Here is an 11,697-nt window from a genome sequence, read left to right on the forward strand (position 1 = left end):
GCGGAGGTGCCGTGGGCGGCAGCCGAGCCCGGCGACCCGAACCTCTCGAACTGATCCGGCGACCTGAGCCCAGAGCGGCCACCCAGCCTCACAACGGAGCCCCTGACGTGAAACTTCCGCTGCCCACCCGTGTCTTCGACCTCCCCGACCGCCTCGCCGCGAAGGCCGACCCGGCGCTGATCGCCGACGACGAGCGGCACTTCGCGGCCATCGCGGAGTGTCTTGAGGAGTCGATCGCCGAACTCTCCGACCGTCTCGACGCCGAGCGCAGGGCCCCGGGCGGCAAGGGCCGGCATGCGATGGACCGGGATGCCGAGATCCACCGGCTGACCGGTCGCCTGCGCACCCTGCGCCGGTACGGACTGGACCTGTGCCTCGGACGCATGGTCGGCGCGGACGGCGAGGAGCCCGTCCACGTCGGCCGGCTGGGGCTCACGGACAGCGCGGGCCGCCGGCTGCTGGTCGACTGGCGGTCCCCCGCGGCCGAGCCGTTCTTCGGGGCCACCCACGCCAACCCGATGGGTCTGGTGAGCCGCCGCAGGTACCGCTGGACCGATGGCCGGATCACCGACTACTGGGACGAGGTGTTCACCCCGGACGGGCTGGTGGGGCACGCCGCGCTGGACGACCAGTCCGCGTTCGTCGCCAGTCTGGGCGCCAGCCGGTCGCCGCGGATGCGGGACGTGCTCGGCACCATCCAGGCCGACCAGGACGCCGTCATCCGGGCGGGTTCGCGCGGCGCTCTCGTCGTGGACGGCGGTCCGGGTACGGGGAAGACCGTCGTCGCCCTGCACCGCTCCGCCTACCTCCTGCACTCCGACCCGAGGCTGGGTCACCGCCGGGGCGGCGTCCTGTTCGTCGGTCCGCACCGGCCGTACCTGGCCTACGTCGCCGACGTCCTGCCCGGCCTCGGCGAGGAGGGCGTGCAGACCTGCACTCTGCGGGACCTGGTCGCCGAGGGCGCCGGGGCCGTGGCCGAGGCCGATCCGGAGGTGGCCCGGCTGAAGGCGTCCGCGGACATGGTGAGGGCGATCGAGAAGGCCGTCAGGTTCTACGAGGAGCCGCCGGCCGAGGGGATGACGGTCACCACGCACTGGTCCGACATCCGGCTGGGCGCCGACGACTGGGCCGTGGCGTTCGACGCGGCGGAACCCGGTACTCCGCACAACGAGGCGCGCGAGCAGGTGTGGGAGGAACTGCTCACGATCCTGGTGGACAAGCACGACGGTGACGTCTCGCCCGAACTGCTGCGCAGGTCGCTGCGGCGGAACAGGGACCTGCTCACGGCCTTCGGCCGCGCGTGGCCGCTGCTGGAGGCGGCCGACCTCGTCGGAGACCTGTGGTCGGTACCGGCCTATCTGCGGATGTGCGCACCGTGGCTCAGCCGCGAGGAGGTGCGGCTGTTGCAGCGCGCGGAGGCCCAGGCCTGGACGGTGTCCGACCTGCCGCTCCTGGACGCGGCCCGGCAGCGGCTCGGCGACCCGGAGGCGGCCCGGCGACAGCGCCGCCACGCCGCCGCAGTCGCCGCCGAACGCGAGCGCATGGACAGGGTCGTCGACACCCTGCTGGAAGCCCACACGTATGACGACGGCGAAGGGGTGCTGGTCATGTTGCACGGGCAGGACATGCGGAACTCCCTGGTCGACGACAGCGTCCTGCCCGCCGCCGATCCCGACCTGCTCGCCGGGCCCTTCGCGCACATCGTCGTGGACGAGGCGCAGGAACTGACCGACGCGGAGTGGCAGATGCTGCTCCTGCGGTGCCCGTCCCGGAGCTTCACCATCGTCGGGGACCGCGCCCAGGCCCGGCACGGGTTCACGGAGTCGTGGCAGGAGCGGCTCGCCCGGGTCGGGTTCGACCGGATCCGCCTGGCGTCCCTGACCGTCAACTACCGGACGCCGGAGGAGATCATGGCGGAGGCCGAGCCGGTCATCCGGGCGGTGCTGCCGGACGCCAACGTGCCGACGTCCATCCGCAGCAGTGGCCTCCCCGTCGTCCACGGCTCGGTCTCAAAGCTGCGCACGGTCCTCGACACCTGGCTCACCGCACACGCCGACGGGATCGCCTGCGTCATCGGCGATCCCGCCTTCCGGCCGGCCGCCCGCGTCCGCTCCCTGACGCCGGAACTGTCGAAGGGACTCGAATTCGACCTGGTCGTCCTCGTCGACCCGGAGAAGTTCGGCGAGGGTGTCGAAGGAGCGGTCGACCACTATGTCGCGATGACCCGGGCGACCCGGCAACTGGTCGTGCTGACGAGCCCCTGACTCAAGGGGCCGCACAGAGGGGTCGGTTCGGGCAGCTCGGTACGCCGCGGTTCGATGAGGTACGGGACCTCGCCGACCCGGCCGAACGAGGCGGCGGCGGCCCGCTGCGCGGCCGGTACCTCCTGAGCCCGAAGGCCCGTCGCGGCGGGCGAGCCGTCATCATCACCAGGATTCCGGGTAGGGCCGTCGGTATGGCTCCGTGCGCTGATGTCCCGCCGTTCCGGGAAGGTCTCCCGCCGTCGGTGGGGAGTGCCCGTGGGTGAGGCGGTGGCGCTGGCCTCCGCGCTCTGCTTCGGCGTGACCCACTTCCTGAACGGGCTCGTCTCACGCAGGCGCGACGGCGTCAGGGCTTCAGGGCTCCCCCGGGGGCGGTCGTACGGAAGCGGGCCCGGTAGACCGTCGGTGAGATGCCCAGTGCGTTCTGGAAGGCCCGCCGCATGGCCTCCGCCGAGCCGAAGCCGGCGCGCGCCGCGACGGTGTCGACGGGCTCGCCGCTCGCTTCCAGGAGGGCCTGGGCCGCTTCGAGCCGGATCGAGTCGGCGTAGCGCCCGACCGTCATGCCGGTGTGCGCCCGGAAGAGCCGGCTCAGGTGACGCACGCTCACGCCGGCCCTGCGCGCCAGAGCGGTCTGGTCATGGCCCGCGCTCGGATCCGCGCCGACGAAGTCCATGACCTGCCGGACGACGGGGTGCGTGGACTCGCGCAGGGTCAGGCGCGCGCTGAACTGGGACTGACCACCCGGGCGCGCCATGAAGACCACCAGCTCTCGCGCGACCTCGCGGGCCACGTCAGGGCCGTGGTCCTCCTCGACCAGGGCCAGGGCGAGATCGATGCCCGAGGTCACTCCGGCCGAGGTGACGACGTTGCCGTCACGGACGAACAGGGCGTCCGTCTCCACTGTCACGCCGGGATAGGCGAGCGCCAGTTCCCGGGCCAGTCGCCAGTGCGTGGCGGCCCGCCGCCCGTCGAGCAACCCGGCTTCGGCCAGCATGAAGGCGCCGGCGCACACCGAGGTGACGCGGCGGGCCCGCCCGGCCAGTGCCGCCGTCCCGGCCACCAGCGCCGGGTCGGCGACAGCCTCCCGCCAGTCCCGCCGGCCCGGGACCACGAGCGTTCCCAGTTGCGCCGGCAGCTCCTCCCGACCGTCGACGACGTCCAGCCGTACCTGGGCGGAGGTGGTCACGGGTCCTCCGGCGGCGGACACGATCCGCACGTCGTACCGCGCCCCGTAGGCGTTCGCGGTCGTGAAGACCTCCGCGGGTCCGGCCACGTCCAGCAGCTGGACACCGGGGAAGGTCAGTACGGCCACGACATGCCGTCGGCACGCGGCGTTCACTCCGGCCACGGCGATTCGAGGATGGTCCGCACGAAGTCACCTCGCTCGAATCCTGGCACGTAGTGCTCCAGGACGTCGGCCTTGACGTTGCCGAACGTGGTCTCGGGCTTGGCGCGGACGCCCTCGGTGAAGGCGTGGAGGATCTGCCGCTTGAAGTCGGGGCGGGGGTGCAGTGCGACGACGGCCGCGCGGTCGGCGGGGGCGATGTCGTCGTATCCGATGCCCAGCACGTCGTACTCGACACCGGCGGTGACCAGCGCCACCTCGGGCTCCATGAACTCCGGGACGCCGGGCGTGGTGTGCAGGGCTATCGCCGTCCACACCCGGCGGATGCTGTCCTCGGGCACGTCGTGGTCCCGCAGGAACAGCCGGGCCGCGTCCGCCCCGTCGACCTCGAAGCGCCGGCCGCTGCCGTGGAAGCGCGCACCGAGGCCGAGGTCGTGGAACATGGCGCCGATGTACAGCAGTTCAGGGTCGAAGCCGATGTCGCGCCGGCGGCCCTGCAGCGCGCCGAACAGGTAGACACGGCGCGAGTGGTGGTAGATCAGATCGCTCGTCTCGTCCCGCACGAGCTGGGTCGCCTCCCGGGCGAGCTTGGTGTCGGGCACGGTGACTCCGCCGGCCACAGACTCGTCAGCCATCTTTGCACCTCGTGTTTGCCAGTCGTATGCGCGCAACGGCGCTGTGACCTCAGTGTCGTCCCGCGGGTGCGGGCGGCACCATGTCCGTAGAGACAGGCAACCCACAGATCCGGACATCCCCCGCCGTGGCCGGCCGGGCAGGCGCCGCGTGGCCGCCGGCCACGGGGTCACGGTGACGGTGGAGCACGCCATGGAGTACCCGGGCTCGGTCGTCGGCCCCTCGGAGGCTGCTCCTTCGTCCTGGACCGGGTGCCGGGCGCGATGCTCTTCCCCGGCGCCTGCCGAGGTCCTGGGCGACGGCGCCCTGCTCCTGGCCTCCCTGGCCGAGGGGCGGCCGGACGCGGCCGGCTGACCGGAGCCGGGCGCGCGCCGGCGCGGCTCCGGGTGTGGCTCAGAACGCGTCCTCGCGGGCACCCGGTCGATGCAGGCCGGCAACACGGCGTCGAGGACCTTCCCCCCTGCCGCTGCGCCGCCGGCTCACGCTCGCCGCGACAGGTCGATCGCCCGGTGGACGTCCTCGGGCCGGAGCACACGCAGGATGCCTTCGAGGAGGTAGTAGTCGGCGTAGGGCAGCGAGACCTCGATGCCGTCCTCGGCCGGGCGGTTGCGGGTGCAGCGGGCCACGACCGCGTCGGCGCGGGCCGAGTTCCTCGTCAGACAGGTGTCCGCGAGCGCGGTGAGCAGCCGCAGTGCCACCTCGCGGTAGGTGTGTCTGCCCGTCGCCGCGTGCAGGTCGAGCAGGCCGCACGCCATGATGGCGCCGGCGGAGGCGTCCTTGATGTCGTGCGGCTGCTGCGGCGCGCGGTAGTCCCACACCGGCACGTGGTCCGGGGTCAGCGCTCCGATGGCGAAGTCGGCGAGTTTGCGCGCGGTGTCCCGGAACTCCTTGTGACCGGTCCGCCGGTACATCGTGGTGAAGCCGTAGATGCCCCAGGCCTGTCCGCGCGACCAGCAGGAGGTGGGGCTGTAGCCCTGCACCGTGTTGGGACCGACCGGGGCGCCGGTGTCCGGGTCGAAGTCGAACACGTGCGGGGTGGATCCGTCGGGGCGGGGGAAGACGCGCTGCGCGGTCCTCGCGTGCTCGACGGCGATGTCCAGGTAGGTGTCGTCGCCGGTCTGCCGGCTCGCGAACGCCAGCAGATCGAGGTTCATCATGGTGTCCATGATGACGCGGCCCGCGTTGGCGCGATCCGCCAGCGCGCCCCAGGCCCGGATGAACTTCCCGCGCGGGTTGTACCGCTGGATCAGGGAGTCGGCCGCCCGTATCGCGCCCGTCCGCCATTCGTCGTCGCCGGTCAGACGCCAGGCGGTGACCCAGGACGGGTAGAAGAGGAAACCGAGGTCGTGCGTGCTCGTGTCGTACTGCCGGGGGGCCAGGTTCCGGGCCGACTCGACCGCCCACGCGCGGAAGGCGTCGTCCTCGCTGTACAGCCAGGCCATCCACAGCGTTCCGGGCCAGAAGCCGCCCACCCAGTCCCCGTTGCGCGAGTACGTCCACTTCTCGAACTTGGTCCCGACCGGGAAGCCTGTCGCACCGGGCGCGACGGTGCGGACCTTCTCCACGGCGTAGTCCGCCGCCGCGCGCAGTGTCCGCAGGGTCGCTCCTGACGGCTGCCGGTCCTCCGCGGTGTCGGCCGCGGCCGGCACCGCGGAGGTCCCCGCAGCCGCCGCACCGGCCGCCGTGGCCAGCAACGCACGCCGGGAAACGCTCATGCTCGCCCTCCAACTCCACTGTGGTCTAGGAAAGTTGGCTGAGCTTTGCACACCGGCCTTGACCGTGTACACCCATGTGTGCGGAGTTCATCAGTATGAACACGAGCGCGGGGAAGCAGATCCCTCCGGACGCCCGTTCAGGACGGATCGCCGGGGACCATGCCCAGTTGCCGCATCTGCGCGAGGACGTCGACGACGCCCCAGATCTCGGCGACGCGGTCGTCCGCGAACCGGAGGATGAAGATCTCGTTGTACCTGACGGGCTTCCCGGTGGCCGGGAGGCCCCGGTACTCCCCGTGGTGCGTACCGGTGACCGTGTTCCGGAAGACGACCTTGTCTCCCTCGGCGATCTCGTCCTCGATCTCGACACGCAGGTCGGGGAACGCGCGCAGAAGCACCTCCCACACGCGTTTGAGGGCCTGCGCCCCCGTCGTCCCCATCGGCACCGGCGCGTGGAACAGCAGGTCCGGCGCGACGATCTCGTCGATCGTCTTCGAGACGGTCTCCAGGTCACCGGTGTGGACGGCGTCCTGCAGGCGGCGGAACGTCGCTTTGTTACGTGCTTCCTGGGCTGTCGCCATGGGGTGGCTCCTCGGGTCGGCGCGAGTCGTCGGGCTGGTGCTCGCTTCTGTGCCCTCTACGACGGGACAGCCCTCCGGTATGTGACATGGCCGCCGGACACGGGCGACCCCCGGCGTGCCCCGGCGGACCGTCCGGCCGGAAACCCGGTGACCGGCGTCGAAGCCCGCCGGCAGCCGGGAACGCGGTCGAAGGCCGGGCCGCCCCCTGCTAGTTTGCGGCCGTGGATCTCTTCTCACGCTCGTGGACGGCCTTGCGCACGGCGGTCGCCGGCCTCCCCGACGAGGACTTCGCGCGGCCGTCCGGCTGCACCGGCTGGCTCGTCCGTGACCTGGCGTGCCACCTGGTCATCGATGCCCAGGACGTGCTGATCACCCTGGTGACGCCGACCACGGCGGAGCCGACCCACGATGCGGTGACGTACTGGAACGTCACCGGCACCCCGCCGGCCGGCGACGATCCGCTGGACGCGCTGACCGTCCGGCTGGCCGCCGCGTACGAGGAGCCACGGCTGCTGAAGTTCCACCTCGACGACGTCGGTTCGGCGGCCGGGCGCGCGGCCGAACTGGCCGACCCGGAGCAGCGGGTGCGTACGCAGGACATGGTCCTCACCGTGGGCGACTACCTCTGCGCGTACGTCCTGGAGTGGACCCTGCACCACCTGGACCTGATCGCGCACCTCCCGGGCGCGGCGGAACCCCCCGGCGCGTGCCTCGCACGGTCACGCGCCGTGCTGGAGGAGATCGCCGGCGCGCCCTTCCCCCCGTCGTGGTCCGACCAGGACGTCCTGCGGATCGGAACGGGACGCCGGCTCCCGACCGCCACCGAGCGCACCGAGCTCGGCCCACTGACCAGGAAACTGCCCCTGGTCCTCGGGTGAGCACGCGGCGCAGGGCTCATCCGGCCTGCACCTGTCCGCAGGGCGGGTAGAACGGGGTCGGGCCCGCGCGGGGCAGCGGTGACGGGGGGTCGTAACCGCGGCCGGGGTGTCCGCCGTGCAGGTGCGGGTGTCGGGTGACAGGCCCGTGTGCGGATCGCCGAGGCGGGCCTGTGTCTCGTAGATGCCGTCGCCGGAGAGTTCGGCCACGCGGGGCCACTCCTACGTCATCGGCGGCGACAGCAACGGCGAGGCCTTTCACGAACCCGACGCCGTCGCAGGGCAGTTGTCCAACAAGTCCTGCGAGAACCGCGACAGCTACAACATGCTCAAGCTGACCCGGCTGCCGCACTCTGGCCCATGCACTCGTGGAGGTGACGGACCGTCGGAAACGGCTCGTGCAAGAGGCCACGGTGCGGGTGCGGTTCGAGGTGTCGGGCGCGGGGGCTCGCCGGGGTCGCCAACGGCACCCCGCACAACCTGGACAGTTTCCGGCAGCCGCGCCGCCACACCTGGCACGGCCGGGCCCTGGCCGTCCTCCGCCCGGCCAAGCGGCAGGGCCACGACACCCTTGTCGCGCGGGCGCCCGGGCTGCGCCCGGCCAGGCTCACCCTGCCGGTGACGTCGGCGTGACGGCCCGCCTGTGCGACCGGGCTCGCGCCTGCCCTCACCGGCGGTATGCTGGCGCGCCCGGTAGCGGCCCGGAGCGGGTGGTCGGTCAGCCGCTGCCGCCTCGCCAACGGTGAAAACGGGTTGACCCACCCGTATCATCCAGGTGTCGCACCGTCAGGAGCGGAGGAAATGATGCCGGAAAGCGCCGGGCCCGTCACCGAATTGACTTCTCAGTACGTCAGCCAGGTGACCAACGACCTCGAACACAACCTCAAGGAGCAGGAACGCATCACGGCTGAAATCGCCGTCCTGCAGGAGCAGTTGGCCACCCTGCAGCACGACCACGGCATCCTGCTCAACATGCAGCAGGCACTCGGCCTCGCCGCACCGGCCGGGCGGGCGGTCGTACCCGCCCCGCGCAAGAAGAGCGGCGCCCCGCGCCGCGCCGACGACAAGAAGCCCGCGGCGAAGAAGCCGGCGGCCAAGAAGGCGGTGACGAAGAAGGCGGCGACGAAGGCGGTGACGAAGAGGGCGACCGCCGGGGAACCTGCGGCCAAGAAGGCGTCACCGTCCGAGCCCGCTCAGCCCACCCTGATCGAACTCGTCCGCCGGCACCTGGCGGAGCAGAAGGAGCCGCGTTCCGCCGCGGAGGTCAGCGAGGCCCTGGTCCAGGCGTATCCCGAGCGCGGGATCCAGACCAAGGTCGTCCGCACCACGCTGGAGAACCTCGTGGCGAGGAACGGCGCCCAGCGCACCAAGCAGGGCACGTCCGTCTTCTACGTCGTGCCGGGCGAATCGACGCGGGAGACGGCGGAGGGCACCGAGACGGGCGCGTGACCGCCGCCACGCCGAGCGGCCCGCGGCGGCGCTCGGCCTCGATGCGGTGGGCGGCGATGCGGCCGATGTCCGTGAGACCCGCGTCCTCGGCCGGCTCGACGACCCGGCCGTGGGACGCAGGGTGGCCATCACCGCGGGGTCGGGCCGGCGGAGCCGAAGCTGGCGAAGTAGGCCGCGGCCATGTCCTCGTCGGCGTGACCCTGCGCGGCGGCGCGCTCCATGCGCTCGGCGCTCGCGGCGGCCACGTCGAGGCGCACGCCGTACTCTTCACCCGCTTGGACGATGAGCCGGGCGTCCTTGGCGGCCGTGGCCACCGCGAACTGGGCGGGGGTCAACTGCTCTTCGAGGATGAGCTTCGACTTCGCCCGCAGGTACCCCATGTCCAGCGGGCCGCCCTCGATCGCGTCGAAGAAGTTCTGCGGGTCCACGTCGAGCGCCCGGGCCAGGGCCAGCACCTCGCCGGCCGCGCTGGTGATCGCGAGAACCCAGCTGTTGGCGACGAGCTTCAGACGGCTCGCGGTACCGGCCGCGCCGTCCTCGCCGGTCCACACGGTACGGGACCCGACCGCGTCGAACACCGGAGCCACGGCCGCGCGGTGCTCGCTCGGGCCCGCGGCGAGGACGAGGAGCTGGCCGGCCTCGGCGGGCTGACGGGTGCCCAGCACCGGCGCGTCGAAGAAGACGAGGTCGTGCTCGCGGGCGAAGTCGGCCAGGTCACGGATGGCCTCGATACCGGCGGTGGTGGACTGCACCCACGCGGCGCCGGAGCGCAGCGCGGGGGCGGCCTCGCGCATGACGTCGAGGGTGGCCGGGCCGTCGTGGAGCATGGTCAGGACGACGTCGGCGCCCTCGACGGCCTCGGCGGGCGTGCCGGCGACGTGCGCGCCGTCGGCGGCGAGCGGTTCGGCCTTGGCGCGGGTGCGGTTCCAGGCGCGGACGGCGTGTCCGGCCCGCGCGAGGTTGCGGGCCATCGCGGCACCCATGATGCCGGTGCCCAGGACACTCACGGTGAGCTTGTCGCTCATGACGTCAACTCCCTGAGGATTATGCGGTTCTGGCGGCGTGGACCAGGCCGTCCAGCCATGCCTGATCGCCGTTCAGCATCGGGTTCGGCGTCTGCCGGGCCAGTTCGGCGGCGGACCGGCCGATCTGCGTCTCCTGGGTGAGGATACGGGCCCGGCCGCCAGGGAGATCTTCCACCAGCCAGGCGTGCAGCACGTCGAGCCGCTCCTCCGGCGTGCCGTCCTGCCGGGCCGTCCAGGACAGCCGGCCCGGGACGCCCTCGGCCGGCGCCTGGCCACCACCTGGGCGTCCAGGGGCGGGGCCGGGCTGCCCCTCGCCCTGGCCTGTGTGGCCGCCCGCGCCGCCCCACGCCCGCACTTCCCGCTGGCGGCCGTGGCCGCCGAACTGCGCGAGGCCGGCGGCAGTCTCGACGCGTTCACCCGGCCCGGCACCCCCGTGGACGTCGTTCACCGTCTTTTCCTGGTCCACCCGGGCCGTGTCGCCCGCCGCCGCCCGGCTGTTCCGGCTGCTCGCCCTGCGCTCGGCGTGCCGTACCCGGAGGCCGACACGCTGACCCGCATGGGCGACACCCACCTGGCCACCGGTGACCGGGAGGGCGCGCGGGCCGCCTGGGAACAGGCCCTCGCCCTGCTCACCCGGCTCGGACATCCGGACGCGGAACGGGTCCGGGAACGGCTCGCCGGGCGGGAGGAGCGGACCGATGCGGGACGACGGCGCACCGGGGCCGGGGCGCGCAATGACGTGCCCGCCGGACCGGACGGCTCTCTAGGGTGGGAGGGTGACGACTCAGGTGATCCTTCTCAACGGTGGTTCCAGCGCGGGAAAGTCCGGGATCGCGCGCTGCCTGCAAACCGTACTGCCCGACCCCTGGCTGGTGTTCGGCATCGACTCGCTGGTCGACGCGCTGCCCCCGGAACTCCAGGGAACGGACGGCGGGATCGAGTTCGCGGAGGACGGCGGGGTGCGGGTCGGGGCGGATTTCCGGGCGCTGGAGGCGGCTTGGATGGAGGGAGTCGCGGCGACGGCTCGCGCGGGCGCCAGGATCGTCGTGGACGACGTCTTCCTCGGCGGAGCGGCCTCCCAGGAGCGGTGGCGGAAGGCCCTCGCCGGACTGGACGTGCTGTGGGTGGGCGTGCGGTGCGACGCCGAGGTCGCCGCGGCACGGGAGATCGCCCGGGGAGACCGGACCCAGGGCATGGCGGCGGCCCAGGCAGACCTGGTGCACCACGGGGTGTCGTACGACCTGGAGGTGGACACCACCCACACCGAGTCCCTCATGTGCGCGAGGGGCATCGCGGCCCGCGTCCGCTGACCGGCGGACGTGTCGGAGGCGCTGGAGTCGGAGGCCGGTGCGGCCGGCTGCCGTCGGCTCTGGCACTCGTCGCCGCACGCGCCGCGAGCCGCAGGGACTTCCCGCTGGCCGCCCTGGCCGCCGGCCTCGCCGAAGACGCGGAGCCTCACGACGCGGAGCCTCACGACGCAGCGCCTTGAGGCGCACAGCCCGGAGACACGGAGTCCCCGGGTCGCTACGGCGAGACGTGGGTTCTGGGCCTTCGGCCGGGGGTCCGCGCGCACCGCGTCCCGAGTGCGGCGGCGGGGGAATCCGTGCACTGTGGGTATACCGGCGGTGCGCTGAGGGGCGAATGCCCCGAGACCAGCGGTTCTACCGTGGCGGAACCCCCTGGAACGCGAGGAGACAGCCATGTCCGATGCCGTATCCCCGGTGACCCCGGTGCTGGAGCCCGCCGCGGCCGAGTTCGCTGCGGCGACCGCCAACCCGCCGTACCTGTTCGACCTGCCCCCCGCCGAGGGCCG

The 11,697-nt window shown here is 72.7% G+C and carries 11 protein-coding genes and 3 pseudogenes; 8 read left to right on the forward strand and 6 right to left on the reverse strand.

Annotated features, from left to right (window positions below; translation table 11 throughout):
• Positions 1 to 107: 107 nt before the first annotated feature.
• Complete coding sequence (gene helR, locus AB0L21_RS35950; protein ID WP_365788372.1) at positions 108 to 2,264, forward strand: RNA polymerase recycling motor ATPase HelR; 2,157 nt, start codon at positions 108 to 110, stop codon at positions 2,262 to 2,264.
• Between the two features lie 343 nt (positions 2,265 to 2,607).
• Here helR and AB0L21_RS35955 read toward each other — a convergent pair whose 3' ends face one another.
• On the reverse strand, positions 2,608 to 3,573 hold the full coding sequence (locus tag AB0L21_RS35955; RefSeq protein ID WP_365788382.1) for a GlxA family transcriptional regulator: 966 nt from the start codon (positions 3,571 to 3,573) through the stop codon (positions 2,608 to 2,610).
• A gap of 23 nt (positions 3,574 to 3,596) precedes the next feature.
• Positions 3,597 to 4,241: an HD domain-containing protein gene (locus tag AB0L21_RS35960; protein ID WP_365788373.1), complete on the reverse strand. Its 645-nt coding sequence runs from the start codon at positions 4,239 to 4,241 to the stop codon at positions 3,597 to 3,599.
• Between the two features lie 148 nt (positions 4,242 to 4,389).
• Between AB0L21_RS35960 and AB0L21_RS35965 the strand changes: the two genes are divergently transcribed.
• A complete protein-coding gene (locus tag AB0L21_RS35965) occupies positions 4,390 to 4,593 on the forward strand; it encodes a hypothetical protein (protein WP_365788374.1) in 204 nt (67 codons plus the stop codon).
• 125 nt (positions 4,594 to 4,718) lie between these two features.
• Here the strand turns inward: AB0L21_RS35965 and AB0L21_RS35970 are convergent, their stop codons facing one another.
• The gene (locus AB0L21_RS35970) at positions 4,719 to 5,954 is read right to left on the reverse strand and encodes a glycoside hydrolase family 88 protein (protein ID WP_365788375.1); all 1,236 of its coding nucleotides are present in this window, start codon (positions 5,952 to 5,954) and stop codon (positions 4,719 to 4,721) included.
• A gap of 137 nt (positions 5,955 to 6,091) precedes the next feature.
• The gene (locus tag AB0L21_RS35975) at positions 6,092 to 6,535 is read right to left on the reverse strand and encodes an ester cyclase (RefSeq protein WP_365788376.1); all 444 of its coding nucleotides are present in this window, start codon (positions 6,533 to 6,535) and stop codon (positions 6,092 to 6,094) included.
• 221 nt (positions 6,536 to 6,756) lie between these two features.
• Between AB0L21_RS35975 and AB0L21_RS35980 the strand changes: the two genes are divergently transcribed.
• The 4 genes and pseudogenes from AB0L21_RS35980 to AB0L21_RS35995 all read left to right on the forward strand — a co-directional run bounded on the left by AB0L21_RS35980 (position 6,757) and on the right by AB0L21_RS35995 (position 8,859).
• Entirely contained in the window at positions 6,757 to 7,413 is a 657-nt protein-coding gene (locus tag AB0L21_RS35980) for a maleylpyruvate isomerase N-terminal domain-containing protein (protein WP_365788377.1), read from the forward strand.
• Positions 7,414 to 7,594: 181 nt separating this feature from the next.
• Positions 7,595 to 7,741, forward strand: a pseudogene (locus AB0L21_RS35985) (beta-L-arabinofuranosidase domain-containing protein); the annotation flags it as partial.
• A 128-nt stretch (positions 7,742 to 7,869) separates the two neighbouring features.
• A pseudogene (locus AB0L21_RS35990) lies at positions 7,870 to 8,043 on the forward strand (hypothetical protein); the annotation flags it as partial.
• A 168-nt stretch (positions 8,044 to 8,211) separates the two neighbouring features.
• The gene (locus tag AB0L21_RS35995; RefSeq protein ID WP_365788378.1) at positions 8,212 to 8,859 is read left to right on the forward strand and encodes a hypothetical protein; all 648 of its coding nucleotides are present in this window, start codon (positions 8,212 to 8,214) and stop codon (positions 8,857 to 8,859) included.
• Positions 8,860 to 8,987: 128 nt separating this feature from the next.
• On the opposite strand, the gene AB0L21_RS36000 is transcribed toward AB0L21_RS35995, so the two are convergent.
• Positions 8,988 to 9,884 (reverse strand): NAD(P)-dependent oxidoreductase, encoded by an 897-nt coding sequence (locus tag AB0L21_RS36000; protein ID WP_365703779.1) that lies wholly within the window; start codon positions 9,882 to 9,884, stop codon positions 8,988 to 8,990.
• A 19-nt stretch (positions 9,885 to 9,903) separates the two neighbouring features.
• The gene (locus tag AB0L21_RS36005; RefSeq protein WP_365788379.1) at positions 9,904 to 10,530 is read right to left on the reverse strand and encodes a hypothetical protein; all 627 of its coding nucleotides are present in this window, start codon (positions 10,528 to 10,530) and stop codon (positions 9,904 to 9,906) included.
• A 130-nt stretch (positions 10,531 to 10,660) separates the two neighbouring features.
• Between AB0L21_RS36005 and cpt the strand changes: the two genes are divergently transcribed.
• Positions 10,661 to 11,194: a chloramphenicol phosphotransferase CPT gene (gene cpt / locus AB0L21_RS36010; protein ID WP_365788380.1), complete on the forward strand. Its 534-nt coding sequence runs from the start codon at positions 10,661 to 10,663 to the stop codon at positions 11,192 to 11,194.
• A 390-nt stretch (positions 11,195 to 11,584) separates the two neighbouring features.
• Positions 11,585 to 11,697: pseudogene (locus AB0L21_RS36015) on the forward strand (esterase); the annotation flags it as partial.

This window comes from Streptomyces sp. NPDC052721 (assembly GCF_040678315.1).
Classification (GTDB): Bacteria; Actinomycetota; Actinomycetes; order Streptomycetales; family Streptomycetaceae; genus Streptomyces.

What these genes read in the sequence shown, in the direction of transcription:
- AB0L21_RS35960 (WP_365788373.1), bottom strand. Translation starts at nt 4,241, where the DNA reads ATGGCTGACGAGTCTGTGGCCGGCGGAGTCACCGTGCCCGACACCAAG.
- AB0L21_RS35970 (WP_365788375.1), bottom strand. Translation starts at nt 5,954, where the DNA reads ATGAGCGTTTCCCGGCGTGCGTTGCTGGCCACGGCGGCCGGTGCGGCG.
- AB0L21_RS35975 (WP_365788376.1), bottom strand. Translation starts at nt 6,535, where the DNA reads ATGGCGACAGCCCAGGAAGCACGTAACAAAGCGACGTTCCGCCGCCTG.
- AB0L21_RS35995 (WP_365788378.1), top strand. Translation starts at nt 8,212, where the DNA reads ATGATGCCGGAAAGCGCCGGGCCCGTCACCGAATTGACTTCTCAGTAC.
- AB0L21_RS36000 (WP_365703779.1), bottom strand. Translation starts at nt 9,884, where the DNA reads ATGAGCGACAAGCTCACCGTGAGTGTCCTGGGCACCGGCATCATGGGT.
- AB0L21_RS36005 (WP_365788379.1), bottom strand. Translation starts at nt 10,530, where the DNA reads ATGTCCGAGCCGGGTGAGCAGGGCGAGGGCCTGTTCCCAGGCGGCCCG.